Genomic DNA, 25,902 nt, shown 5'->3' with positions numbered 1-25,902 from the left:
ACCGCACCGGCTGCACCACACTGGTTACCGCAGCCGCCACAGTTGATCGACGGAGATACCTCATGGACCACGCAGACGAGCAGACCGAGCACGGCGGGACCGGCGCGCTCGGCGACGCCGAATACGCCGAGTTCATGGAGCTTGCCGCCGAGGAGGGCTTCGACCTCGAAGAGGTGGCCGACGACCTGGCCGAGGCCGGGCACGGCCCGCTGCCGGTGCTCGCCGTGGTCGGCCGTCCCAACGTCGGCAAGTCGACGCTGGTCAACCGGATCATCGGCCGCCGCGAGGCGGTCGTGGAGGACAAGCCGGGCGTCACCCGCGACCGCGTCACGTACGAGGCGAACTGGAACGGCCGCCGCTTCAAGATCGTGGACACCGGCGGCTGGGAGCAGGACGTCCTCGGCATCGACGCCTCCGTGGCGGCGCAGGCCGAGTTCGCCATCGAGGCGTCCGACGCGGTGGTCTTCGTCGTGGACTCCACCGTCGGCGCCACCGACACCGACGCGGCGGTCGTACGGCTGCTGCGCCGCGCGGGCAAGCCGGTCGTGCTGGCCGCCAACAAGGTCGACGGACCGTCCGGCGAGGCCGACGCGGCCGCGCTGTGGAACCTCGGCCTCGGCGAGCCCTACCCGGTCTCCTCGCTGCACGGCCGGGGCACCGGCGATCTGCTCGACGCCATCATCGAGGTGCTGCCCGAGGCGCCCGCGCTGACCTTCGGCGACGTCGTCGGCGGCCCGCGCCGGATCGCGCTCATCGGCCGCCCGAATGTCGGCAAGTCGTCCCTGCTGAACAAGGTGGCCAACGAGGACCGGGTGGTCGTCAACGAGGTCGCGGGCACCACCCGCGACCCGGTGGACGAGCTGATCCAGCTCGGCGGTGTCACCTGGAAGTTCATCGACACCGCGGGCATCCGCCGCCGCGTCCACCTCACCGAGGGCGCGGACTACTACGCGTCGCTGCGTACGGCGGCGGCGCTGGAGAAGGCCGAGGTCGCGGTCATCCTGGTGGACGCCAGTGAGACGCTGGCCGAGCAGGACACCCGGATCATCACCATGGCCGTCGAGGCGGGCCGCGCGGTCGTGATCGCGTACAACAAGTGGGACCTGCTGGACGAGGAGCGGCGCTACTACCTGGAGCGCGAGATCGAGAAGGACCTCGTGCAGGTGCAGTGGGCGCCGCGGGTCAACGTCTCGGCGCGCACCGGGCGGCACATGGAGCGGCTGGTCCCGGCGATCGAGACGGCCATCGCGGGCTGGGAGACCCGGGTGCCGACCGGCCGCCTCAACGCGTTCCTGGGCGAGCTGGTCGCCGCGCACCCGCACCCGATCCGCGGCGGAAAGCAGCCCCGCATCCTGTTCGGGACGCAGGCGGGCATCAAGCCGCCGCGGTTCGTGCTGTTCGCCTCGGGCTTCCTGGAGGCGGGCTACCGGCGCTTCATCGAGCGTCGGCTGCGCGAGGAGTTCGGCTTCGCCGGTACGCCGATCCAGGTGTCGGTGCGGGTCCGCGAGAAGCGCGGGCGCAAGAAGTAGCGGCGCGCACGGGCCCCCGCGAGCCGGGGGCTCCCGGGGTCAGAGCCCGGGCATCCGATTGTCGGGACGGCCCGGCGGCAGCGCCGCCGGGCCGTTGCCGCGGTGCCTGCCGGGGGCGTACGCCGGCTGCTCCGCGTGCCAGGTGGTGAAGCCGTTGAACTGCAACGCCTCCTCGCCGGTCCGGTCGCCGGGCAGCGTGCGGAAGAGCCGCTGGTACTCCGAGTAGAGCGCGTCGTAGATGGGTGTTTCTGTGGCACCGCCCCCGGTCGCGTCCAGCGCGCTGCGCATGGACGGGATGTAGCGCTGGAAAGGGGCCCGGGAGGAGGTGTCAAAGGTGTGCACGTATGTGCCAACGAGCCGGTGTTGTCCGGGATGCGGGCCAGTCGGTTGAATTGCAGATCTTTGACCCGGGCGGCAGTGGGCGCGCGGAAGGGGCGCGCACGGTGTCCCGTACACGCCCCTCGTTTCCGGTGAAGCGGGTGGCTCAGGTCCCCGACAGCGGCATCGTCGCGGCCACCAGCAGGCCCCGCGAGCACGCCCTGGCCAGGGCGTCCCGCATCAGGTCCTCGCGCGGCTGACGGCCGATGGAACCGGCCGGGGCGGCGTAGACGTACACCTCGTTGGTCCGGTTGACGGCGTTCCGCCAGCCGTCGCTGACCTGGAGCGGCTGGTGCGCCTGCCACCACGCGGTGCCGGGGGTGCCGCCCGCGCCGGGCTGGAGCACGGCGTGCAGCCGCCCGGTGGCCAGCAGCACCGACCAGCCCGACAGCGGCGACGGCGGCACCTCCAGGTCGAGCTGCGGCATGAAGCCCTGCTCGATCAGGAGCGGCAGGAAGTCGTCGCCCGCGCCGGTGGCGCCGACCCGTGCGACCGGCCCGGTGGGCTCGATCACGAGCGCCGGGCGCAGCGTCTCCTCGACGATGATCAGACCGCAGGTGATGCCGAGCACCGCCTGCCGGGGCGCGGTCTCCACGGGCGGCGCGTCGGCCTGGCCGCCGATCGAGGGCCCCGCCGCCGTCTCGGGGCCGCCGATGCTGCGGACGGCGCCCTGCAACTGCTCCTCGGTGACCGGGACGACCTGCGAGGGGATGCAGGCGGCGTGCGCGAAGGCGAGGACCGCCGTCTCGTCGCCCACGAAGAGCACGGTGCTGGTCCGCTCCTGCCCGGTGTCCCCGGGGGTGCGACAGGACGTGCAGTCGTACGTGCCAGGAGCGTTGGCGCCGTTGAGGAGCCGCTGGGTCTCCTCGTCGCCGATCTCGGCTCGTACCTCGTCACTCACGTCGAGCATGGGCGGCACGGGAGTCTCCTTGAAGTGCGGTGGTGCGGTCACGAATCCGGCCGGAACGCCGGACCTGTCCCGGCGCATAGTGACAACGGATGATCTGTGGTGGGAGTCACGCTTTGCGGGGGGATGTATTCCGTTACCGGTCGCCGAGGGTGAGATTCCCGGCGAATCGCTCACGCAGCGTCGAACGGCCGTGTGGGTGACGAAAGTTGGGCCTGTGAGGCTACTCACGGAGCGCGCCGTTTAGATCCTCATTTACGACGATACGTACGCGCCAATCACCCGTAAACCTCGTCTTCTTACCGCCGGTAACCCTCAACTGGCCTGCGGCGGACGGCAATTGTTTGGTGCGAGGGGGTGCGGCTGCCTAGATTCGCCCGCCGTGTGCAAATCGCACCGCCCGGGTTCGGACGGGCGCCGCATCCGTGGGGGAGCGGCGCCCGTCGTGACGCAGCAGGGGGGACACCCGGGTCCGTGGAGAGGGAATCCATGGTCTTGAACTGCAAGTACCGGCACACCGCGCTCCTGACCGGCGTCGCCGCACTGGCGCCGCTGGGCGTGCTGGCCGCCGCGGGAGAGGCGTCGGCGGCCGACAACGGGGTGTGGGACCGTATCGCGCAGTGCGAGAGCGGCGGGAACTGGCACATCAACACCCACAACGGCTACTACGGCGGACTCCAGTTCGCCCCCGGCACCTGGCGGTCCTACGGCGGCACCGCGTACGCGCCGACCGCGGACCTCGCCAGCCGCGAGCAGCAGATCGCCATAGCGACAAAGCTCCAGCGCGCCAGCGGCTGGGGCGCCTGGCCCGTCTGCTCGCGCCGCGCGGGAGCCTACGGGGACGCGCCGTCCGCGGGCACGCCGTCCGCGAAGTCGACGGGCAAGTCCCTCGACAAGCCCGTCAGGAAGACCGTCAAGCCCGCCGCCGAGCCGAAGAAGCGGGAACCGGCGAAGGTCGTACGGCGGACCATGCCGCGCTACGAGTCGGCCGCCGAGGGCCGGGCCGACCGCAACGCGACACGCACCGCCCTGATCGCCGTCGTGCGCGGCCCGGCGGAGCGGGGTCAGGGCCCGGTCGTTCCGGCGTGGTGGCCGCACTGGTGACGGACCGTCCGCCGGAGGGGCGGTTCGGGCGCCCGTCCGGCCGGGGCGCCCCGGGACCGCGCTCGTTCGGTGCCGGAGCGTCGTAAGGCCGCCGTAAACCGGACCCGCCGCGTTCCCCCGTGTGCCCCACCCCGTTGTGGTCCGACCGGGTGGGGTACGCGCGACGTACGGACGCGATGCCCCCGATCCGGGGTGCGGCCGTGCTTAGCGTGGCCCGATGAGCGATCAGTCGTCTTATCGTCATATCGTCTCCCCGCGTGCCTCGGTGCGCGTCGCCGTGGCCGTCGCACGCGCCGCCGCCACGCTGGCCGCGCTCGGGGCGGCCGTGCTGCTGCCGGTGGCCGCCGCGCCACCCGCGACGGCCGCCCAGGGCGCGCCGGCCGTCCCACCGCCCGTGGAGCGGCCGGGACAGCCGCAGCAGCCCGAGCGGTCCGGCGGGTCCCCGCAGTCGGTGCCGTCGGTACAGGCGGCCATCGCCTTCCAGGCCGCGCGGGCCGCCGCCGGGTCCCCGACCGTCTGGGACCGGATCGCCATGTGCGAGAGCAGCGGGAACTGGCACATCAACACCGGCAACAGCTACTACGGCGGACTCCAGTTCTGGCAGCCCACCTGGGAGCTGTTCGGCGGTCGCGCCTATGCCCGGCGCGCCGACCTCGCCACCCCCGCCGAGCAGATCTCGGTCGCGGAGGAAGTGCTGAAGGTGCAGGGCTGGAACGCCTGGCCGGTCTGCGCGCGGCGCAACGGCTTCACCGGCCACCGCCACATCGTGCACACCGTCAAGAGCGGCGAGACCTTGTCGGCCATTGCCCGTTCCTATGGAACCCAAGGGGGCTGGCAGTACCTCTACCAGCTCAACAAGGACCTCATCGGCCCCGACCCCGACCGGCTGATCGCGGGAACCGTCCTCACCGTCAACTGACGCGGCGGCCCACCCGAGTCAACCCCGTTCACCCGTCCGTGGCGCGTCCGGCAAAGGGACGCGCCACGGTTGCTACGGTCGGTCGCGCGGGCCGACCGACCCGCGTCCAGCGGGGGAACAGGAACACGGGCACGCCCATGCGCATCACCTTCCTGATACACACCACGTACGGCATCGGCGGCACCATTCGCACGGTGCGCAATCTGGCGGCGCGGCTGGCCGACGAACACGAGGTCGAGATCGTCTCGGTCTTCCGCGACCGCGACCGGCCCGAGTTCACGTACGACCCCCGGATCCGGCTGAGATATCTGGTCGACATCCGCAAAGGCGCCCAGGACGGCGTCCTCGACGACCCGCGCCACCAGCGGCCGTCGGCGATCTTCCCGTCCACCGACCGGCGGCACGCCCTCTACAGCCCGATCACCGACGAACGCATCGGCGCGTGCCTGGCGGAACTCGACACCGACGTGGTGGTCGGCACCCGGCCGGGCCTCAACGTGCACCTCGCCCGCCAGGCGCCGCGCGGCCTCGTCCGGGTCGCCCAGGAACACCTGACGCTCGACACGCACTCCACGCGGCTCGTGCTGACCCTGCGCCGCCACTACCCGGGCCTGGACGCCGTCACCACCACCACGGAGGCCGACGCGGCCGTCTACCGCCGCCGTATGCCGGGCGTCCGGGTCGCCGCCGTCCCCAACAGCGTGCCGCCCACCGGCGCCGCCCCCTCCGACTGCACCGCGCCCGTCGTGGTCGCCGCCGGACGGCTCGCCCCCGCCAAGCGCTACGACGACCTGATCCGCGCCTTCGCCCTCGTCCGCGACCGCCGCCCCGACTGGACGCTGCGGCTGTACGGCTCGGGCCGCGAGCGCGCGAAGCTCGACGCGCTCGTCACCGAACTGGGCGTGCGCGACAACGTGAAGCTGATGGGCGCGGTCTCGCCGATCGAACCGGAGTTGGCCAAGGCGTCGGTGCTCGCCGTCACCTCGACCCTGGAGTCCTTCGGCATGACGCTGGTGGAGGGCATGTGCGCGGGGCTTCCCGTGGTCTCCACCGACTGCCCGCTCGGGCCGCGGGAGATCGTCGACGACGGCGTGAACGGTCTGCTGGTGCCGCCGCGCGACATCGACGCGATCGCCGCCGCGCTGCTGTCGCTCATCGAGGACGACGAGCGCCGCCGGGAGATGGGCCGCGCCGCGCTGGCCTCCTCGGCGCACTACGACCCCTCGGTCATCGCCCGGCGCCATGTGGACCTCTTCCAGCGGCTGCTGGACGACCGGGCGCGCGGGGGCGCCCGTCCGCGCGCCGCGGTCCGCGCGTCGGTCGGGCGGACGATGGGCGCCCTGCTGTCTGCGGGGGACATGACGGGGGCCGCGGTCAGGAAGGCCGGACGCCGAAGGCAACACATCGTCAGTTAAAGACGACCGTCTACCCAATTCCTATCTCTTCATGCTCATGGACCCGCGAGTAACCGGAGGCATTGCGAAGATGCTGTGCGGGAGTTGTGTGGACAGGTAATTCAGTGACCTGCGGGTATTCACGGGGACGGAGCGAACCGTAGGGCACGATCTGTGACAGAAACGTGATGATCAAGGTCGTTCCGGCCCGGGGACGCCTACCGTGAAGGTATGCCTCACAACCCTCAGACCCCACAGGATCCGCGGCCCCCACGGAGCCCGGCCGACGACCCCGACGCCTACACCGGCCTCGACGCGCGGGAGGCCGAGCGCCTGGCCGAGCAGCGGGGCTGGCAGACGGTGCGCAGCCTGCCGCCCGGCGCGATCGTGACCATGGAGTACGTCGTCGGGCGGCTGAACTTCACCGTGGAAGGGGGCCGCGTCCAGCGCTGCTGGGTCGGCTGACGGGCCGAGCCGCCCGGCTCAGCCCGCGATGCCCCGGCCGCGCACCTGCTGGTGCGCGAGCGGGGTCGTGGGCCTGGCCGGGCGCTCGACGGGCGGACGGCGGCTGCCGACCGGGGTGAGCGGTGTGCGCTCGTTGCGTCCGGTGGGCGGCCTGCCGGGCGCGTGCGGGGCGGCGGCGACCGGAGTGGTCGTGGTGGCCGTGACCGCCGCGGTGGCGCCCCGGGCGACCGCGCCGACCGTCGCGCGGCTCGGCGCGTGCTCCTCCTGCTCCGCGTCCGGGTCCTCGTCCTGCGCGGAGGCCGGGGAGCGCTGGGCGACCAGCACCGGGCTCACGGCCTCCGGGCGGAGGACCGCTTCGGCGGAACCGGTGCGCATCCGGGCCCAGGCGTAGGCCAGGAAGTCCTCGGCCCGTGCCATCGCGGGCTCGAACCACGGCAGCGCCAGCAGGATCAGCAGACCGGCCGCCCAGCCGAGCAGCACGTCGCTCACCCAGTGCGTACCGAGGTAGACCGTCGTGGCGCCCACGCCGAGCGCGAGCAGCGCGCTCACCACGGACCCCAGCCTGCGGGCGCGCGGAGTCGTGGCCAGATACGCCAGAACGCCCCAGGTCACGACCGCGTTGGCGGTGTGACCCGAGGGAAATATATCGCCGCCGGCGAACATCTCGGCGGAGCCGACGGTCGTCGCGTAGTGCGGACCGAGCCGCCCGAGACCGTATTTCACGGCTCCCACGGTGATGTTCAGCAACAGCAGTGAGGTGCCGAGGACCAGCAGCGGGTGCAGCGTGCGGTGGCGCCACGCGCGCCACCCCAGCCACGCGAGCACCATCACCGCGGTGGGACCTCGTTGGCCGAGGACGACGAAATAATCCAGGAACGCGTGGATTTGCGGCCATTGTTTGTAAGGACGCCAGAGCATGACCTGCCAGTCCAGCGTCACCAGTTTGGAAGTGGTGAGGACGCCCACGACGATCGCCACGTAGACCGCCAGCGTCGAACCGAACAGCCACACGCGTGTTCGGCTCATCCGCGGCAGGTCGCGGGTGGTCGGGCGCTCCGCCGTACGGAGGCGCTTCTCATCGGTTCGCACTCAATCGACGTTACAGCGTGTGACGGCATAGTTCGGCCGTACGAGCTGCTTTGTAATGACGATGTGATGTGGAGTGCGTCTCAGGGAGCCCTTTGGCGGCCGGTGATTCGGGCGGAATGCGGGAGTGGCTGGAGTTTATGTTCGGGTGTTGATACTCACAGGGTCGGCAAGGTGCGGCCTTCTTATTTATTGCTTATTTCCCTCACCTTTCTCCGCAGTTTCCCCGTCCATACCCGGGCCGACGTGATCGAACGGGGCCGCGCACGGGCGGCGCCGGGGCGCGCGACGGGTGTCCGAGGGGGTCCCGCGGGGGCGGTGACCGGGTGTTGTGAGCCCGTGACCAGCGAGTGGTCTCGCGTACGCTGACGACTCACTCGTTCGTGGAGGTATGCGTATGACGAGGCCGGTCAGCAGGTGGACCATTCTGTTCGTCCTCTGCGTCAGCCTGCTGATCGTCGCTCTCGACGCGACGGTGCTGCACGTGGCCGTCCCCGCCCTCACCGAGGATCTGCGGCCCGGCGCCCAGGACCTGCTGTGGATCGTGGACGCCTATCCGCTGATTGCCGCCTCGCTGCTGATCCTTTTCGGGACACTCGGCGACCGCATCGGCCGCCGCAAGGTCCTGCTGATCGGCTACGCCCTCTTCGGCGTGGCCTCCGCGCTCGCCGCCTTCGCGCCGACACCCCACGTACTGATCGCCGCCCGCGCGCTGCTCGGCGCCGGCGGCGCGATGATCATGCCTGCCACTTTGTCGATACTTCGACAGGTCTTCCCCGACCGCCGCGAGCGCGCGACGGCGATCGGCGTGTGGAGCGCGGTCGCCGCGGTGGGCGCCGCCGTCGGCCCGGTGCTCGGCGGCTTCCTCGTCGAGCACTTCTGGTGGGGCTCGGTCTTCCTGATCAACATCCCGCTGATGGCCGTGATGCTGCCGCTCGGCCGGATACTCCTGCCGGAGTCCCGGGGCAGCACCGACGGCCCGTGGGACGTGCTCGGCGCGGTCACCGCCGCCCTCGGCGTCCTCGGCGTGGTCCTCGGCATGAAGCGGCTCGGCGGCGGCGCGAGCCCGCTGGACGCCGCAGCCTTCGTCCCGCTGCTGGCCGGAGTGGGCCTGCTGGTCTGGTTCATACGCCGCCAGCGCCGCCGCGAGCACCCGCTGATCGACGTCCGGATGTTCTCCCAGCCCGCCTTCTCCACCTCGGTCGGCTGCATCGTGCTCGCCATGCTCGCCCTGGTCGGCCTGGAACTGATCGCGGTGCAGTACCTGCAACTGGTCCTCGGCCTCAGCCCGCTCCAGACCGGACTGCGCCTGCTGCCGCTCACCTTCGCCGCCATGGCCGCGGGACTCACCGGCTCCCGCATGCTGCGCGGCTTCGGTCCACGCCGCATGGTCTGCGGCGGCTTCGTGCTCACCGCCGTCGCCGTACTCGCGCTGACCGCCATGGGCCAGAGCGACCGGCCGGTCCTGCTCACCACCGCCTTCGTCCTGCTCGGCTTCGGCCTGGAGGCCACCCTCTTCGGCGCCTACGAGTCCATGCTCAGCGAATCCCCCGCGCACCAGGCGGGCGGCGCGGCGGCGATCGGCGAGACCTCGTACCAACTGGGCGCCGGGATGGGCATCGCGCTGCTCGGCAGTGTGATGAACGCCGCCTACGCGCCGGGCGTCGCCCGCACCCCGGGAGTGAGCGCCGCCGACAGCACCGCCGCGGGCCACTCGCTCGGTGAGGCGTACGACGTCGCCGACCGGCTCGGCGGCGGCTCGGGCGCGGCGCTGCGGCACGCGGCCCGGCACTCCTTCGTCACCGGGCTGCACATGACCCTGCTGGTGAGCGCGGGGCTGCTGCTCACCGGGGCGCTGGCCGCGCTGCGGCTGCCGCGCGTCATGGAATGCGGCGCGGACAAGGGGCAGGCCACCTGCGATCTGGTGGTCCCGGCCCGCCAGGAGCCCGCGGCGGCCGTACGGTCCGGCGCGCCGGGGGAGTGAGCCCCGTCCGGCCCCCGGCGGCCGGGCCACGGGGGGCGTGAAGGTCCCGGCGCGCGGCTCCCACCCGCTGCCTTTGGCCATGAGATCGGGCTCCCGCCGGCCGGGACATCCGGCTCCCGACGCTCCCGGCGCGCGGCGGGCCGAGCGGTCTGGACGCGCGGCAGACTGAAACGTAACGTCGGCGCCGAGCCGTAGGTTACCGCCGCTAGTTTCCGTGTCCTTCTGTGCCGGAGGTCCCCCGTCATGCCCGGAGTCGCAACCCCGCCCTTCGACCCGTACGACCCGCTGGGCCTCGACGACCTGCTGACGCCCGAGGACCGCGCGGTCCGCGACACCGTACGGAAGTGGGCCGCCGACCGCGTGCTGCCGCATGTCGCCGACTGGTACGAGCGCGGCGAACTGCCCGTCATCAGGGAACTCGCCCGTGAGCTGGGCGCGATCGGCGCCCTCGGCATGCCGCTGACCGGCTACGGCTGCGCGGGCGCGAGCGCCGTCCAGTACGGCCTGGCCTGTCTGGAACTGGAGGCCGCCGACTCCGGCATCCGGTCGCTGGTCTCGGTCCAGGGCTCGCTCGCGATGTACGCCGTCCACCGCTACGGCTCCGAGGAACAGAAGCGGCGCTGGCTCCCGTCGATGGCCGCGGGCGAGGTGATCGGCTGCTTCGGCCTCACCGAACCCGACCACGGCTCCGACCCGGCCGCCATGACCACCCACGCCAGGCGGGACGGCTCCGACTGGGTGCTCAGCGGCCGCAAGATGTGGATCACCAACGGCTCGGTGGCCGGTGTCGCCGTCGTCTGGGCCCAGACGACCGACGCGCCCGGCGGCATCCGCGGCTTCGTCGTCCCCACCGACACCCCCGGCTTCTCCGCGCCGGAGATCCACCACAAGTGGAGCCTGCGCGCCTCGGTCACCAGCGAACTCGTCATGGACGACGTCCGGTTGCCCGCCGACGCTGTGCTTCCCGAGGTCACCGGCCTGCGCGGACCGCTGAGCTGCCTCAGTCACGCGCGCTACGGAATCGTCTGGGGCGCGATGGGCGCCGCGCGCAGCAGCTTCGAGGCCGCCTTGTCGTACGCGACGACGCGCGAGCAGTTCGGCAGGCCGATCGGTGGCTTCCAGCTCACCCAGGCCAAACTCGCCGACATGGCGGTCGAACTGCACAAGGGCATCCTGCTCGCCCACCACCTGGGACAGCGGATGGACGCCGGACGGCTGCGGCCGGAACAGGTGAGCTTCGGCAAGCTCAACAACGTCCGCGAGGCGATCGAGATCTGCCGCACCGCCCGGACGATCCTGGGCGCCAACGGGATCTCACTGGAGTACCCGGTGATGCGGCACGCCACCAACCTGGAGTCCGTGCTCACCTATGAGGGCACGGTCGAGATGCACCAGCTCGTCCTGGGCAAGGCGCTCACCGGACTCGACGCCTTCCGCGGATGACGCGGTGCGGCCGTACCGGCCCGGTGAGCGCCCTGCCCGGTCCTGATCGGGGGTTGTCCCCGGGGAGACAACCCCCGGCCCCCGGCAGGGGCGGGACCGGCGGGCGGGTGAGAGAGCGGCGGCCAGAATGTCGGTTCTGGTCGAACCAGAGTGTCAGTTCTGGTTGAAGAAGCCGTCGCCGCCGCGCTTGGCGTCGGCGTTCATGACCATGTAGTCGGCGGGAGTCAGCAGGAAGACCCTGGTGGCGACGCGCTCGATGGAGCCGCGCAGCCCGAACGTGAGACCGGCGGCGAAGTCGACGACGCGCTTGGCGTCGCTCGGCTCCATGCCGGTGAGGTTGACGATGACCGGGACGCCCTCGCGGAACAGCTCCCCGATGCCGCGCGCGTCCCGGAAACCGTCCGGGGTCACGGTGGCGATCCTGCGGCCCTGCTCTTCGGCGGTCTCGGTGGCGACCCGCACCCGCGGGTCGGTCACCCACGTGTCAGCCCGCTCGGAGCCCTCGCCGTAGTCGGCGTACTCCTCGTCGTAGTAACCCTCGCCGCCGTTGTCGTCAACGAGGCCCAGCCAAGCACTCGCCCGTCGAACCGATCCCATGGACGCCTCCTCTCTCACACGGTCAGTACCGTCCGCAGTCCTATGGTCGTCCATGATGTGGATGATGTGCCAAGCGGATTGCCGCCAGTCAGGCGTCTTGTGACGGTACTGGTGCACACGATAGTGGCGGATCGTCAGGCAGGCCCAGGGATATGGCCCCTGACACTTCGTTGGGAGCGCTCCCCACTTCCGGGTGACACGCGGGGCCGTCCGGCCGTACGCGCGCTCGTAGGCACGGCCGTACGTGTCGTCGTAAGTCCGCTCGTATCCGGCGCCGACCGGCCGGCCCCGAACCGTCGTACGCGATCCGCGCGTCGTGGTGAGCGGCCGACCGTGGGCCCGGACGGACCCGTACGGCTGCCGCCGACGACTGACCCCTGTCCCCGGCTGCGGATAATATGTCCGCCGGTCGCAGGGGTCGGCCCTGCGGGCGGGCCAGTTCAACGGGGGAGCACGCGATGTTCGGGATCATCAGGCCGTGTCGGCACCGCATGTCCGAGGGGCTCGCGGCCTCCTGGACGGCCCACTTGTGCGGCCTGTGTCTCGCGTTGCGGGACGGGCACGGCCAGTTCGCGAGAATCGCCACCAACTACGACGGACTCGTCGTGTCGGTGCTCGTCGAGGCGCAGACAGCCCTGTCCGGTGACGCCGACAGCCTGCGCCGCAAGGCCGGGCCGTGCCCGCTGCGCGGGATGCGGACGGCGCCGGTCGCCATGGGGGAGGGCGCGCGGCTGGCCGCGGCCGTCTCGCTGGTGCTCGCCTCGGCGAAGATGCGCGACCATGTGGAGGACGCCGACGGGGCGTTCGCCCGGCGGCCGGTCGCCGCGGCGGCCCGTACGGTCGCCCGCCGCTGGGACCGGGCCGGGGCGCGTACCGGCGACAGCCTGGGCTTCGACACCGCGGTGCTGCTCGACGCGGTCGGGCGGCAGGGCGGGATCGAGGCGGCGGCCGGACTCGGCACCTCGCTGCTGACCGTCACCGAGCCCACCGAGACGGCGACCGCCGCGGCCTTCGCGCACACCGCCGTACTCGCCGGGCGGCCCGCCAACCGGGAACCGCTGGCGGAGGCCGGACGGCTCTTCGGACGGCTCGCCCACCTCCTGGACGCGGTCGAGGACCTGGCCGAGGACACCCGCTCCGGCGCCTGGAACCCGCTCACCGCGACCGGCACCGACCTCGCCGAGGCGCGGCGGCTGTGCGACGACGCGCTGCACGGCATACGCCTCGCGCTCCGCGACACCGACTTCGCCGGGTCCGCCTCGGGCAAGCTCACCCATGTCCTGCTCGTCCACGAATTGGGACGGTCGGTGGACAGGGCCTTCGGCACCGGCGGTTGCGCGCACCAGGGCGCGGCGCCGTCCGCCGCCTCGCCCCCGCCGGGCAACCCCTACGCGCCGGGCGCGCCCGGCGGCACTCCGCACGGTCCGGGCCAGCGGCCGAACGCGCCCGGCGGCCCCGGTTTTCCCGGCGGCTTCCCGCCGCCCGAGCCGCCGCGCAGGCGCGGACTGATCATGGGCTGCCTGGTCTACGCCGGGATGTGCTGCACCTGTGAGCTGTGCTGCCGCGAGCACGACGACCCGTGGAGCGGGCAGCGCCGCGACTCCTGGTGCAGCAACTGCGACTGCGACTGCGACGGCTGCTCGGACTGCGGTGATTGTTGCGATTGCTGTGACTGCTGCGACTGCGGGTGCGACTGCTGAGGCTGTACGGCGGGGCGTGCGGATGAGCTGTTCGGGTGAGGTGTTCGGGTGAGCTGTACGAATGAGCTCTACGAATGAACTCTGCGAATGAGGTCGGGCCCGTAGCGGGAGCCCGGTGGGCGGGACGGCCTGCGGGGGTGACCTGCGAGGGGAGCGCCCGAGGGAGGGCGGCCAAACGGCGGGGCTGCGTGCGCGCGTGTGTGAGGACGGGACGATCCGTCGGAGAAAGGTCAGCTACAACAACACGACGCCGACCACACCCGACCGAAGTCGATGTGGCCGCGAGTGACGAGCCGACAGCTACGCATGCCCACAGTGCAGCAGCCCATCAGGGCATCCGTCAACCACGCTGAGACGCGTGGTCCAGCACCTGGACATGCTTGACAGCGGGTGACGGCGTCGGCATAGCCTCGTGTCAAGGCCCTTGACGGGCCCAGCCGCGTTGAGGGACGCGGCGGCCTGTGTGAAGACGACTCCCGTGCCCCTTCCGCGTGTCCACGGAGCCTTCGCATGCCTGCTGCCTTCTCCCCTTCTTCTCCCTCGCCTTCTTCCTCTTCTTCCCCTGCCTCCGCGTCGCCGGGTGCCTCCGTGACCGCCGCCGCTGCCGCCGCGCCGCCCGCACCCGCCGTCCGGCGTCGTACGCGCTCGCTGCATCTCGCCGCCGCGATCGACGTCCCCGACCGCTACGAGGTGGCCTCGTACGGGGAGTTGGCCCGGCTCGCGGAGGGCGGCGCGCTGGACTTCGTCACCCTGGACGGCGCGGCCGACGCCGATCCGCTCGCCGTACTCACCGCGGTGGCCGCCGAGACCGGCCGGATCGGGCTCGTCCCCGCGGTGCCCGTGACCCGCGCCGGGCCGCGTGGTGTCGCGGCGGCGGTCGGCGCCCTGGATTCGGCCAGCCGGGGCCGGGCCGGCTGGACGCCCCGGGCGGTGCCAGAGCCGGTGCCTGAGTCGGCGTCCGGTCCGGCGTCCGGTCGGAGGTCCGGTCCGGCGTCCGGTCGGAGGTCCGAGTCGAGGGCCGGGGGGACGGCCGACCTGAGATCCGGTCCGAGATCCGCGCTCACGCCGAAAGCGAGAGCCGAGGCGATGTGGCGGGAGACGGCGGCCGTCGCCGAGGCGGTCGCGCGGGAGTGGGACGGCGGCGCGCCCGGCCCGCGGGTGCGGCAGGGGCGGCCGGTCACGGCGGTGGACGCGACCGAGCCCGCCGCCCGCGCCGTCGCGGCCCGGTACGCCGACCTCGCCTTCGTCCGCGCCGCGGGTCCCGAGACAGCCGGGCTGGTACGGGACGAACTGCGGCGGCTGGCGGTCGGAGCGGGGCGGGACCCGGACCGGCTGCTGGTGCTCGCCGAACTCTCCGTCGACCTCGGCGGCGGCGAGATCGGCCCGGAGCCGGGCGCCGAGATCACCCTGGTGCCGGACGGCGCGGGCGGCGTGCTGTTCTGCGGCGGCCCCGTCGACCTGGCCGAGCTGATCGCCGCGTGGCAGCAGGCGGGCGCGGTCGACGGCTTCCGCGTCCGGCCGGTGGAGCCCCGACGCGATCTGGAGCGCTTCGTGAACGGGACCACCGCCCTGCTCCAGCACCGGGGTCTGTTCCGCTCCTTCCACCCCGGCGCGACGCTGCGCGAACACCTGGGCCTGCACCGCCCGTTACCGGACCTCCGGTGAACCGCCCGTCTCACCGGTCGGACGGCGGTGTGCCGCCGCGCGCCTCCTCCCGAGACTCCGCGCGCCTCCTTCCGACGCCTCACACGTCCTGTCCCATGACTCCGCGCGCCCTCTCCCGCGACACTCCCCGTACCCCCTCACGGCACACTCCCCGCAGGTCACCGCCGTGCGAGCGCGTCCGGCTCGCGCGGCCCGTATGGAAGGCTTGGTCGGCATGAGCGCAGAAACGGTTCTTGCTTGGAAGCGGTGGCACGAGCGGCGGGCCGAGACCGTCGCGGCGCCATACGGTCCGCTGGCCCTGATCGGTACGTACTGGCTCGACGACGTGGCCGGGGACGGGACGATCCCCGGACTGCCGGGCCGGTGGCGGCAGGACGGCCGGGCGGTGGTGCACGAGGCGGACGGCGTGTCGACCGTGCTGGAGGCCGAGGGCGAGCCGGTGTTCCTGCCGGACGGCAGGAAACTGCTGGCGATCGTCCGCGAGGGCCTGCTCGCCGTACGGGTCTGGGACCCGCGGTCGCCCGCCCGTCTGGCCTTCGCCGGGATCGCGGCCTTCGACCCCGACGAGCGCTGGGTGCTGCCCGCGGTCTTCCGCCCGTTCGAGGCCGACCGCACCGTCCGGGTACCGAACGCGGACGGCCGTGAGCGCGGTCTCGGCCTCGGCGGCGAGCTGGCGTTCACGGTGGACGGGACCGAGCACACGCTCGCTGTGACGGTCGAGGACGACGGCAGGCTGTGGGGCGTCATCGCGGACGCGACCAGCGGAACCAGCACATTCCGGTTCCGTTTCCTGCACGCGCCCGCGCCGGACGCCGACGGTTCGCTGACGCTGGACCTGAACCGTACGACGCTGCCGCCGTGTGCTTTCGCGGACGCCTTCATCTGCCCGTTCCCGCCGCCGGGCAACACCCTGGCCTTCGCGCTGGAAGCGGGGGAGCGGGCAGTTCTCACCAACTGAGACGGCGTCACATCCGGTTGCCCCGGCGGTTTTTGGACCGCCGGGGCAGCGCTGTGTCAGGCGCCGTACGGACATTCGGCCGAACTACCCGGCCGAAAGGCCCCCTTGTGTGTTGCCTGTGGGATCTGAATACTCCTGTGAGTGCTTGTCAGGCGTATGAGACGTTCGAATATCGGATCGAGTCTGACAGTACACCGACAAATCCCCCCGCAACCTCCCACCCCCACAGGAGGAAACGAGTGAAGACCACCCGGCGCATACAGCTTCTGGCCGTCACCTCCGGCCTGATCGCCGCCACCGCCATCGCACTCCCGTCGGCGAGCGCCACCCCCACCCCCAAGGCCACGCCCGACGCGGCCGCCACCCTCGCGACCCACCTCGGCGCGAACAGCACCGCGGGCACCTACTACGACGCGGCGAGCAAGACCACCGTCGTCAACGTCACCACCCAGGCCGCGGCCGACAGCGTCCGCGCCGCGGGCGCCACCCCGCGCCTGGTCACCCACAGCGCCGCGCAGCTCGCCAAGGCGGGCGACGCGACCAAGGCGGCCGACGTCGCGGGCACCGCCTGGTCCGTCGACCCGCGCAGCAACACCCTGGAAGTCAGCATCGACAGCCGGGTCACCGCCTCCCAGCTCGACCAGCTCAAGAAGTCCACGGCCGGCTTCGGCGACGCCGTGCGCATCAACCGGGTCGAGGGCACCTTCAACACGCTGCTCTCCGGCGGCGACGCGGTGCAGACCACCCAGTGGCGCTGCTCGGTGGGCTTCAACGTCCGCAGCGGCAGCACGTACTACTTCCTGACCGCGGGTCACTGCACCGAGGGCAAGCCCGCGTACTACACCACCTCCGGCACCTACATCGGCCCGACGACGGGCACCAGCTTCCCGACCAACGACTACGGCATCGTCCGCTACGACTCGACGGTCGCCCATGACGGCACCGTCGGCAGCCAGGACATCACCAGCGCCGCCAACGCCTACGTCGGCGAGTCCGTCACGCGTCGCGGCTCGACCACCGGCATCCACAGCGGCACCGTCCAGGCCCTCAACGCCACCGTCAACTACGGCAACGGCGAGATCGTCTACGGTCTGATCAAGACCAACGTCTGCGCCGAGCCCGGCGACAGCGGCGGCTCCCTCTACGACGGCACCAAGGCAATCGGCCTGACCTCCGGCGGCAGCGGCAACTGCTCCTCCGGCGGTACCACGTACTTCCAGCCCGTCACGGAGGCGCTGAGCGCGTACGGGGTCAGCGTCTACTGAGCCGTCCGCCGAAACCCGCGCGAGTAAGCGAGGCCCGCGCGAGTCGGCGTGAATCGGCCGAGCGGGCGGAAGCCTTGCGGGCAAAGGCACTTCACCCGCTCAACAGCTCCACCGTCCGACGCCCCCACCGCACCCCGCGCGGTGGGGGCGCCGGTTCGTACAGACTGGACGGCATGCTGGAAACCTCGGCGCGGCTGTTGCGCCTGCTCTCGCTGCTCCAGTCACGCCGCGACTGGACGGGGCCCGACCTCGCCGAGCGGCTGGACGTCACCGCGCGCACGATCCGCCGTGACGTCGAGCGGCTGCGGGCGCTCGGCTATCCCGTGCACGCGGCGCCCGGCACCGCGGGCGGCTACCGGCTGGGCGCGGGCGCCGCGCTGCCGCCGCTGCTGCTCGACGACGAGGAGGCGGTGGCGGTCGCGCTCTGCCTGCGCACCGGGGCGGGCAGCAGCGTCGAGGGGATCCAGGAGACGTCGGTACGCGCGCTGACCAAGCTGGAGCAGGTGCTGCCGTCCCGGCTGCGGCACCGCGTCCAGGCGATGCAGGCGGTCACCGTACGGCCGCGCGCCGCCGGTCCGACGGTCGGCCAGGAGGTGCTGACCGTGATCGGCGCCGCCTGCCGGGACCGGGAGTTGCTGCGCTTCGACTACCGCGACTACGCGGGCAAGGCCAGCCGCCGGGCCGTGGAACCGTACCGGCTCGTCCACCACGGATGGCGCTGGTACCTGCTCGCCTACGACGTCGACCGCGCGGACTGGCGGACCTTCCGCGTCGACCGGATGGAGCCCAAGCCGCCCACCGGCCCGCGCTTCACGCCCCGCGAACTGCCCGAGGACGCGGCGGAGTACGTGGCCAAGGGCGTCACCTCGCACGCGTACCGCTTCCAGGCGCGCGTGGTGCTGCACGCGCCCGCCTCGACCGTCCGGCAGATCTGGGCGGGTTTCGGAGCGGTCGACCCGATCGACGCCGACACCTGCGAACTGACCACCGGCTTCGAGTCGTTGGACGCGCTGGCGATGTTCGTCGGCATGCTCGGGGTGGACTTCGAGGTGCGGGAGCCGCCCGAACTCGCCGAGTATCTGCGGGTGGTGGCGGGGCGGCTGACGCGGGCGGCGGACCGCGGGGTGGCCGAAGGGACGGAGGCGTCCTCGGGGCCGGGGTGAGCAAGGCTCAGTCGGAAGCGACCGCTTGACGGAGCGTCACACTCCGTTCGCCCAGGTAGGTGGTGTGCGAGCTGACCACCGGCGGCACCCGCAGCGCCTCGTGCTCGCGCGGGAGACGGCGGATTCCGGTGAAGGGGCCGCCCGCGGCGCTGAGTTCGGCGACCGCGTCGAGCAGCGCCACGTCGTCGGCGCCGAGTGCGTCGAACGGCTGGTCCATCGGCGGGTCGGCCAGCCCCCAGCCGTCCCACACCAGCAGTTCGGTGCTGTTGAGCATCGCCAGGTCGAGCAGCAGATTGTGCTGCACGAACCACCACCCTTGCAGACCGAGGAGTTCGACCCCGTACGTCCGCGGGTCCGCCGCGCCCGACCGGCAGTCCTGCCACGCCCGGCCCGCCACCACGAACCGGTCGCGCGGCACGTCGAACGGATCGAAGTCGATGCCGTGCGCGCTGATCAGCTCGGGCGCGGCCATCTGCGCGTCGACCAGCCGCCAGCTCGCGCGGTCCGCGTCCCAGTACTCGGTGATCCAGTGGTCGTCGTGGAAACCCGGTGTGAAGTACGTGGCGTAGCCGCCGCGGACCCTGGCGGGGACGCCCTTCTCGCGCAGCGCGGAGCACAGCAGCAGCGCGAAGTCCCGGCAGGTACCGGCGAATCGCTCCTCCGGGCGGCGCGGGCGGTCGAGCGGCGCGTCGCACAGGCCGCGCGCCACCGCGAGGATGTCCGCGGCGTAACGGGTCTCCGCCTCGGCGTCCTTGCGGTCGCGCGGCAGCTCGTACCCGAACAGGTGCGTCTCCTCCCGGTGGACGAGCAGACTGCGCACCGTCTCGGCGAGGACCCCCGGGTCGGCGGGCAGCCCGGCGAAGACGTCCGTGCCGCCCGGGTCGCTGGCCACGCTCTGCGTCCGGTAGAAATCGAACTCATTTTCGTCCATGAGGGAACTCTGCCGGGAATTCCCGCCGGAATTCAACCTGTTCGGCCGTCCGTCCGTGGCAATCGGTGTCGCGGCGCCGGGCCTCAGGGGGCCTCAGGCCAACGGGCCGCTGGTGGCGCCCTCTTCGCGGCCCCAGCCATAGGCGCGGTCGGCACGCAGCTTGATCACCAGGCGGTGGTCGGCGACCATCGCGGCGCGGTACTCGTCCCAGTCCGGGTGCTCGCCCCGGAGCGCGCGGTACAGGTCGACCAGCTCCTCCACGGTCGCGTCGTGCGGATCGGCGGCCACCGGGGTGAGTTCGGCGTCGCCCTCGGCGACCAGGTACGCGCCGAGGTCGGGCGTGGAGACGTAGAAGCTGGCCCGCGGGTCGCGGCGCAGATTACGGGTCTTCGCGCGGTCGTCGGTCGCCGAGACGCGGATGGTGCGGGTCGAGTCGTCGTAGTGGAAAGTCACGTTGGACAACTGCGGCCGGCCGTCCCGCTTCAGCGTGACGAGGACGCCGTTGAGCTGTTGCTGGAGGAGGTCGAACAGCGGGTGGGCGGAGGTTTCCTGACGGCTCATCATCGCTCCGGTTCTGATCGTGGGGCTTCGGGGTGGTGGCCGGTGGCCGGTGCGGCCTCGGGCGCGGGTGCGTGGTCATGCTGGTGCTGGTGCTGGTGCTGGTGCTCGTCGTGGTCGCGCTCGCGGGCTGGCTCGTGCTTGTGGTCGGGCTGTGCGGGTCCCGGTCCGGCGTCGGGTTCAGTGAGGGGAAACGCCATCACCGTCGCGCCGATTCCGACCGTGCCCGGCGAATGCGGCGCTCGCGCCGCGTCGTGCAGCTCGTCGAAGAGCGCGGCCAGTCGGACACGGAAGGTGTCCCAGACCTCGGGCGCCACCCATAGCTCCGCGTCCGAGGTCACCCCCGCGGCGCCCGGCGCGCGGCGGCCCGCCCGGTCGCGCAGATTGTGGGCCAGCGCCTCGGCGATCAGCAGCGCCCCCTCGTCCCGCTGATCGGAGAGCGGGGAGCCGTGCACCGCGCGGTAACGGCGTTCCCTGCCGCCGCGGTTGGCGCGCACCTCGGCGAGTTCCACCAGGCCGACCGCGTCCAGCCTGCGCAGATGCTGACTGGCCAGGGCGTGCGAGACGCCCAGTTCGCGGGCGAGTTCCGCGGCGGACAGCGGCGCGTTCCAGACCAGGGACACGATGCGCAGCCGCACCGGGTGGGCGAGGGCTCTGAGGAGGGGATCGGTCGCCGTCATGTGCCCATTAGACCGTCCACGGCCGCGGGAAGCGGGCAGGCGGTTGCCGTCGCTGACTCCCAAGCAATATGTTGGGAGTCATGACGGTGCGCAAGGTCCTGGGGGACCGTGACGCGGCGACGTATCTGGGCGGTGTCCTGGTCTCCGGTTTCGGCGACTCGGCGATGCTGCTCGTCGCCGGTATCTGGGTGAAGACGCTGACCGGCTCCAGCAGCCTCGCGGCGGCCGTGACCTTCTGCGTGTGGGCGCCCGCCCTGGCCGGGCCGGTGCTCGGCACCCTCGCCGACCGGGTGCGCCGCCGCTCGCTGCTGATCTGGACCAACACGGCCCTGGCCGTCCTGCTCCCGGTCCTTCTCGCGGTACGGTCCGGCCGCGAGGCATGGCTGCTGTTCGTGGTCCTCGCGGTGGTCGGCGCCGCCTCCGTGCTGTCGGACGCCGCCGAGGCCGGTCTCGTCACCGCCGCCGTCCCCGTCGACCTGCGCGGCGACTTCAACGGCCTGCGGATGACCGTCAACGAGGCCATGAAGCTGCTCGCCCCGCTCGTCGGCGCGGGCCTCTTCCTGCGCTACGGCGGCGGCGCCGTCGCCGTCCTCGACGCCGTCACCTTCGTCCTCGCGGCGGCGGCCTTCGCGATGCTGCGCACCCGTGAACTCCCGCCGGCCCCACCGGCCGAGGGCTGGCGCGAACAGACCGCGGAGGGCATCCGCTGCCTGCGCGACCACCCCCTGCTGCGCCCGCTGGTGACCGTCGGAGCGGTCGCGATGGTGCTGTCCGGGCTCAGCAGCTCCGCGATCTACGAGATGACCGAGGCCGGGCTGCACCGTCCGCCCGCCTTCGTGGCGGTGCTCTACGTGGTGCAGGGCGCCGGGTCGATCGTCGCCGGAGTGGTCGCGGGCGCGGTCATGCGCCGCCTGCCGGAACGGGTCTTCGCCGCCGTCGGCCTGCTGCTCTTCACCACCGGCGCCGCCCTGCGCGCCGTCCCCTCACTGCCCGTCGTGCTCGTCGCGACCCTCGCCATCGGGGTCGGGCTGCCCTGGGTCATCGTCGCGGCCTTCACCGCCGTCCAGCAGCGCACCGCTCCCGAACTGGTCGGCCGGGTCGCGGCGACCGCGAGCACGGTGATCTTCGGACCCACGGCGCTGGCCGCCGCCCTCGGCGCGGGGCTGGTCGCCCTGGTCGACTTCCGGCTCCAACTCGCCTCCGTCGGCGTCCTCGGGCTGCTGGCCGCGTGGCTTCTGCTGCTGCGTGGCGGGGGCGCGGGTTCGGTGAGGGCTGCGGGTTTGGCGGATGCCGGTTCAGCGCAGTGCGTTCCGGCGGACGCCGTTTCAGTGGGCTCTGTTTCAGCGAGTCCCGCCGTGGGGGGCTCCGCCCAGGGGGAACACGGCGTCCTGCGTCCAGCGGACGCCGTCGAAGACCACCAGCCGGACCTCCGCGATCCGCGTCCGCAGCAGCGCTAGCGCCGGGACGCACTCCGCCTCCACCGCGGCGTACACCTCGTCCGACTGCCCCTGCGCGACGGTCAGATGGGGGGCCGGATCACCGAACGCGCCTCCGTACGGCGGGGCTTCCGGCCACCGGGCCGCCACCGCCGCGGTCAGCGCCCGCACGGGTCCTTCGGGCTCGGGCGCCAGCCACAGCAGATCCGGGAACCGCCCGAAGCGGGGGAAGCGCACCTCGAACGGCGGGTGGCCCGCGAAGAGTTCACCCAGCGCAGCCCGCACCCCCGTGTCGATCCGCTCGGCCGGAAGGAACGGATACAGCACCGTGAGGTGCGCGGGCACCCCCTCCGCCGCGGCCGGGTCGTACCGCTCCCGCGCCGCGCCCACCACTTTCTCCGCCTCCGGCACCACAGCCACCAACGCGGTCGTACCCGCCGCGCGCCCCGACGTTCCCTTCTGACCCATATCTGGCATCGTCCCCCGCCCGCCCCTCGCACCGCCACCCAACACCCACCGTCACCCGACACCCACCGTCCCCCAACACCCGTCGCGGTCCTACGCCTTCGGCTCGCCCTCGCCGAGGGGGCGGGCGGTGTGGACGACGAGGTTGGTGACGTCGTGTTCGCGTTCGATGTGGCCGTCGAGCAGGACGGCGGGGGCGTCGAGGATGGTGCGGCGGATGAGGGCCCAGACCGGTGGGGTGATGACGAGGTTGGCCATGGCGGTCTCGTCCTCGACGACGGCGAAGGCCATGCCGTTGGCGGTCGGGGGGCGTTGGAGGTATTTGACGATGCCGCCGACGCGGATGCGGCGCTGTGCGGGCCAGGTGCGGATGGCCTTGGTGGGCTGTGCGCCGAGGTGGTCGAGGTAGGGGCGCAGATGGTGGACGGGGTGCGGTCCCGCGGTGGCGCCGGTGGCGGTGAGGTCGGCCAGGGTGGTCTCGCCCGCGGTCATGGCGGGGAGTTCGGGGGCGTCGGGCAGGGCGTCGAAGCCGGGCAGGACCGGCTGCTGGTGCGCGGTGTGGGCGCCGGAGCGCCAGATCGCGGTGCGGCGGCCGGTGCCCAGGGACGCGAAGGCGCCGGCGGTGGCGAGCTGTTCGAGGAGCCGGGCGCCCAGGCCGCCGCGTCGGGCGACGTCGTCCAGGTCCCGGAACGGCCGCTCGGCGCGGGCCGTGAGGAGGGCCGTGGCGGCGTCCTGCGACAGTCCGCGGACGCTGGTGAGCCCGCGGCGGATCGCCGGGTGTCCGTCGGGCCGCGCGGAGTCGGGTTCGAGGGTGGCGTGCACGCCGGAGGCGTTGATGTCGACGCCCCGGACGGCGATGCCGTGGTGGCGGGCGTCCTGGATGAGGGTCTGGGAGTCGTAGAAGCCCATCGGCAGGTGGGCCATGATCCCGGCGATCAGGGCCGCGGGATAGTAGTGCTTGATCCAGGCGGACGCGTAGATGATGCCCGCCATGGACTGCGCGTGGGACTCGGGGAAGCCGTAACTGCTCAGCGACGAGATCATGGTGATGATCCGCTCCGCGGCGTCCGGGCCGATCCCGCGCCGCGCCATGCCGGTCAGCAGCCGGTCGCGCAGCCGGGCGACCTTCTCGGTGGCGTGTTTGGCGGCGAGGTCCTTGCGGAGCCGGTCGGCCTCGCCCGGGGTGAACCCGGCGCAGTCGGTGGCGAGCCGGATCGCCTGCTCCTGCCACAACACCACCCCCAGGGACTTCTTCAGCGCCGCTTCGGCCAGCGGGTGGGGGTAGGTGACGGGTTCCTCGCCCGCCCTGCGCCGCAGATACGGGTGCTTGCTCCCGGCCTGGATCGGCCCGGGGCGGATGATCGAGGCGGCGACGGTGAGGTCCTCGAAGCAGGCCGGTTTCAGCTGCGGCAGGGTGCTGATCTGGGCGCGGCTCTCGGCCTGGTAGACCCCTATGGTGTCGGCGCGGGCGATCATCGCGTACACCTGCGGGTCGTCCTGCGGGATCGTCGCCATGTCGAGGTGTACGCCGTGGTGTCCGGCGATCAGGTCACAGGCGGTGTGCAGGGCCGCGAGCATGCCGAGACCCAGCAGATCGATCTTGACCAGATGGGCGGCGGCGACGTCGTCCTTGTCGCCCTGGAGGACGGACCGGCCGGGCATGGTGGCCCATTCGACCGGCATGACCTCGCCGATCGGCTGCGCGGTCAGCACCATGCCGCCGGAGTGCACCCCCAGGTGCCGTGGCAGACCTTTGAGCTGAGCGGCCAGCTCGGTGACGTCGGCGGGGATGTCCGGATCGGCTGTCGTGCCCGTGCTCGTGTTTGTGGCCGTGCTCGTGGCCGTGTTTGTGTCGCTGCTCGCGCCGTCGGGGGTGTGGGGGCGGCCGGGCCGGTGGTGCAGGGACCGGGTCATGGCGTTGACGGCGGCGGCCGGGTAACCGAGCACTCGGGCCGCGTCCCTGACCGCCAGCTTCGGCTGGTAGCTGATGAGGTTGGCGACCTGCGCGGCGTGGTCACGGCCGTAGCGGGTGTAGACGTACTGGATGACCTCTTCGCGGCGGTGGTTCTCGAAGTCGATGTCGATGTCCGGCGGCCCCGACTTCTCCATCGACAGGAACCGTTCGAAGAGCAACCCGTGCTTGAGCGCGTCCACCGCCGTGATGCCCAGGGCGTAGCAGACCACGCTGCTGGCGGCGCTGCCCCGGCCCTGGCACCAGATGCCCTGCTCCTGCGAGAAGCGCACGATGTCGTGGACGATCAGGAAGTACCCGGCCATGCCCAGATCGCCGATCACCCCCAGTTCGTGGTCGAGCTGCCGCCACGCGGTCGCCGCCGCCGGATCGTCACGGGCCCCGTAGCGGGCGGCGCAGCCCCGCTCGGCCAGTCGCCGCAGCCAGGAGCTGTCGTCGTGACCGGGCGGTACGGGGAAGCGCGGCAGTTCGGGCCGCAGCTCGGCGAGGTCCAGGACGCACGACTGGCCCAGGGCGATGGTCGATTCGTACGCTCCGGGGTAGCGGGCCAGCCGCTCCTCCATCTCCGCCCCGGTCCGCAGGTGCGCGGTCGGCGCGGCCATCAGATGCCCGGTGGCCTGGTCGAGGGTCTCGATCCGTCGCAGTGCGGTGAGGGCCTGGGCGAGCCGGGCCTGCGCGGGCGCGGCGTAGTGGACGGCGTTGGTGGCGACCACGGGGGTGCCGGTGCGGTGAGCGGCCACCACCAGGGCGTCGGCGCGCACGCTGTCGACGGGAAGATTCCAGTCGATGAGTTCCGCGTGCACGCTGCCGCTGCCGAACACCTCGCCGAGCCGGTCGAGGTGGAAGGCGAGCTGTCCGATCTCCGTACCGTCCTCGCCCGCGTCGGCGGGCGGGCAGCCGGTCAGGACCGCCCAGTCGCCGCCGGCGGCGGCTCGGGCGAGCACGTCGAGGTCGTACACCGGACGGCCTTTGGACCCGGCGAGCTGGGCCGCGGTGATCGCCGCGGACAGGCGGTGGAACCCGTCGAGGTTCCGGGCGAGGACGACGGGGTGCCCGAGCCCGTGAGCGGTGAGGGTGAGTTCGGCGCCGAACACGGTCCGCAGCCCGGTACCGCGGGCGGCCTCGGCAACCCGCCGGGCCCCGTACAGCCCGTCCCGGTCGGTGAGCGCCAGCACCTCGATGCCCAGCCGCACGGCCTCCGTGACCAGCGCCCCCGGATCACTGGCCCCTTGGAGGAACGACAGCGAACTGTGCACATGCAGTTCCGCCCACGGCAACCGGCTCCGCTCTTCCCGGTATTCGG

At 72.4% G+C, this 25,902-nt stretch carries 22 protein-coding genes; 13 read left to right on the top strand and 9 right to left on the bottom strand.

Going from position 1 to position 25,902, the window contains the following annotated elements:
* Nucleotides 1-62 precede the first annotated feature (62 nt).
* Nucleotides 63-1,529 (top strand): ribosome biogenesis GTPase Der, encoded by a 1,467-nt coding sequence (gene der, locus ACIO6U_RS34575; RefSeq protein ID WP_401725229.1) that lies wholly within the window; start codon nt 63-65, stop codon nt 1,527-1,529.
* A gap of 39 nt (nt 1,530-1,568) precedes the next feature.
* Here the strand turns inward: der and ACIO6U_RS34570 are convergent, their stop codons facing one another.
* On the bottom strand, nt 1,569-1,817 hold the full coding sequence (locus ACIO6U_RS34570) for a hypothetical protein (RefSeq protein WP_355333486.1): 249 nt from the start codon (nt 1,815-1,817) through the stop codon (nt 1,569-1,571).
* 196 nt (nt 1,818-2,013) lie between these two features.
* Entirely contained in the window at nt 2,014-2,826 is an 813-nt protein-coding gene (locus ACIO6U_RS34565; RefSeq protein WP_355333484.1) for a hypothetical protein, read from the bottom strand.
* Between the two features lie 477 nt (nt 2,827-3,303).
* Here ACIO6U_RS34565 and ACIO6U_RS34560 point away from each other — a divergent pair, with 477 nt between their 5' ends.
* The 4 genes from ACIO6U_RS34560 (at nt 3,304) to ACIO6U_RS34545 (ending at nt 6,696) form a co-directional block, all read left to right on the top strand.
* A complete protein-coding gene (locus ACIO6U_RS34560) occupies nt 3,304-3,918 on the top strand; it encodes a transglycosylase family protein (protein WP_355333481.1) in 615 nt (204 codons plus the stop codon).
* 217 nt (nt 3,919-4,135) lie between these two features.
* A complete protein-coding gene (locus tag ACIO6U_RS34555; RefSeq protein ID WP_355333479.1) occupies nt 4,136-4,837 on the top strand; it encodes a transglycosylase family protein in 702 nt (233 codons plus the stop codon).
* Nucleotides 4,838-4,974: 137 nt separating this feature from the next.
* Entirely contained in the window at nt 4,975-6,252 is a 1,278-nt protein-coding gene (locus ACIO6U_RS34550; RefSeq protein ID WP_401313497.1) for a glycosyltransferase family 4 protein, read from the top strand.
* 210 nt (nt 6,253-6,462) lie between these two features.
* Nucleotides 6,463-6,696 carry an I78 family peptidase inhibitor gene (locus ACIO6U_RS34545; RefSeq protein ID WP_188285797.1) on the top strand — a complete coding sequence of 78 codons (234 nt, stop codon included), beginning with the start codon at nt 6,463-6,465 and terminating at the stop codon, nt 6,694-6,696.
* An 18-nt stretch (nt 6,697-6,714) separates the two neighbouring features.
* On the opposite strand, the gene ACIO6U_RS34540 is transcribed toward ACIO6U_RS34545, so the two are convergent.
* Nucleotides 6,715-7,785 (bottom strand): phosphatase PAP2 family protein, encoded by a 1,071-nt coding sequence (locus ACIO6U_RS34540; protein WP_401313499.1) that lies wholly within the window; start codon nt 7,783-7,785, stop codon nt 6,715-6,717.
* Between the two features lie 388 nt (nt 7,786-8,173).
* On the opposite strand from ACIO6U_RS34540, the gene ACIO6U_RS34535 reads away from it, so the two are divergent.
* Nucleotides 8,174-9,766, top strand: a complete 1,593-nt coding sequence (locus ACIO6U_RS34535; RefSeq protein WP_401725223.1) for an MFS transporter — start codon at nt 8,174-8,176, stop codon at nt 9,764-9,766.
* A gap of 243 nt (nt 9,767-10,009) precedes the next feature.
* On the top strand, nt 10,010-11,209 hold the full coding sequence (locus ACIO6U_RS34530) for an acyl-CoA dehydrogenase family protein (RefSeq protein ID WP_401313503.1): 1,200 nt from the start codon (nt 10,010-10,012) through the stop codon (nt 11,207-11,209).
* Nucleotides 11,210-11,362: 153 nt separating this feature from the next.
* Here ACIO6U_RS34530 and ACIO6U_RS34525 read toward each other — a convergent pair whose 3' ends face one another.
* Nucleotides 11,363-11,806 carry a cell division protein SepF gene (locus ACIO6U_RS34525; protein ID WP_188283772.1) on the bottom strand — a complete coding sequence of 148 codons (444 nt, stop codon included), beginning with the start codon at nt 11,804-11,806 and terminating at the stop codon, nt 11,363-11,365.
* A gap of 458 nt (nt 11,807-12,264) precedes the next feature.
* On the opposite strand from ACIO6U_RS34525, the gene ACIO6U_RS34520 reads away from it, so the two are divergent.
* The 5 genes from ACIO6U_RS34520 to ACIO6U_RS34500 all read left to right on the top strand — a co-directional run bounded on the left by ACIO6U_RS34520 (nt 12,265) and on the right by ACIO6U_RS34500 (nt 18,557).
* Nucleotides 12,265-13,506, top strand: coding sequence for a DUF5685 family protein (locus ACIO6U_RS34520; protein WP_401313505.1), 1,242 nt, complete (start codon nt 12,265-12,267; stop codon nt 13,504-13,506).
* Nucleotides 13,507-14,094: 588 nt separating this feature from the next.
* Entirely contained in the window at nt 14,095-15,171 is a 1,077-nt protein-coding gene (locus ACIO6U_RS34515; RefSeq protein WP_401725218.1) for an FMNH2-dependent monooxygenase, read from the top strand.
* 214 nt (nt 15,172-15,385) lie between these two features.
* Entirely contained in the window at nt 15,386-16,129 is a 744-nt protein-coding gene (locus ACIO6U_RS34510) for a DUF1684 domain-containing protein (RefSeq protein ID WP_401725215.1), read from the top strand.
* 239 nt (nt 16,130-16,368) lie between these two features.
* Nucleotides 16,369-17,394: an alpha-lytic protease prodomain-containing protein gene (locus ACIO6U_RS34505; RefSeq protein ID WP_355333459.1), complete on the top strand. Its 1,026-nt coding sequence runs from the start codon at nt 16,369-16,371 to the stop codon at nt 17,392-17,394.
* A gap of 173 nt (nt 17,395-17,567) precedes the next feature.
* Nucleotides 17,568-18,557 carry a helix-turn-helix transcriptional regulator gene (locus tag ACIO6U_RS34500; protein ID WP_401725212.1) on the top strand — a complete coding sequence of 330 codons (990 nt, stop codon included), beginning with the start codon at nt 17,568-17,570 and terminating at the stop codon, nt 18,555-18,557.
* 7 nt (nt 18,558-18,564) lie between these two features.
* On the opposite strand, the gene ACIO6U_RS34495 is transcribed toward ACIO6U_RS34500, so the two are convergent.
* The 3 genes from ACIO6U_RS34495 to ACIO6U_RS34485 form a co-directional block, all read right to left on the bottom strand.
* Complete coding sequence (locus ACIO6U_RS34495) at nt 18,565-19,488, bottom strand: transglutaminase family protein (protein ID WP_401725209.1); 924 nt, start codon at nt 19,486-19,488, stop codon at nt 18,565-18,567.
* Between the two features lie 93 nt (nt 19,489-19,581).
* Nucleotides 19,582-20,049, bottom strand: coding sequence for a PPOX class F420-dependent oxidoreductase (locus tag ACIO6U_RS34490; RefSeq protein WP_401725206.1), 468 nt, complete (start codon nt 20,047-20,049; stop codon nt 19,582-19,584).
* A complete protein-coding gene (locus ACIO6U_RS34485; protein WP_401725203.1) occupies nt 20,049-20,726 on the bottom strand; it encodes an ArsR/SmtB family transcription factor in 678 nt (225 codons plus the stop codon). Before ACIO6U_RS34485 ends, ACIO6U_RS34490 begins: the two co-directional genes overlap by 1 nt.
* A gap of 80 nt (nt 20,727-20,806) precedes the next feature.
* Between ACIO6U_RS34485 and ACIO6U_RS34480 the strand changes: the two genes are divergently transcribed.
* On the top strand, nt 20,807-22,183 hold the full coding sequence (locus ACIO6U_RS34480) for an MFS transporter (RefSeq protein ID WP_401725200.1): 1,377 nt from the start codon (nt 20,807-20,809) through the stop codon (nt 22,181-22,183).
* Here the strand turns inward: ACIO6U_RS34480 and ACIO6U_RS34475 are convergent.
* Nucleotides 22,067-22,630, bottom strand: coding sequence for a 2'-5' RNA ligase family protein (locus ACIO6U_RS34475; RefSeq protein WP_401725197.1), 564 nt, complete (start codon nt 22,628-22,630; stop codon nt 22,067-22,069). The genes ACIO6U_RS34480 and ACIO6U_RS34475 overlap by 117 nt on opposite strands.
* Before the next feature lie 90 nt (nt 22,631-22,720).
* Nucleotides 22,721-25,876, bottom strand: a complete 3,156-nt coding sequence (locus ACIO6U_RS34470) for an error-prone DNA polymerase (protein ID WP_401725194.1) — start codon at nt 25,874-25,876, stop codon at nt 22,721-22,723.
* Between the last annotated feature and the right edge of the window lie 26 nt (nt 25,877-25,902).

This window comes from Streptomyces sp. NPDC087422, assembly GCF_044744145.1.
Classification (GTDB): Bacteria; Actinomycetota; Actinomycetes; order Streptomycetales; family Streptomycetaceae; genus Actinacidiphila.
Note: the sequence above shows the minus strand (reverse complement) of the source record. Positions and strands in the feature narration are given on the sequence as shown.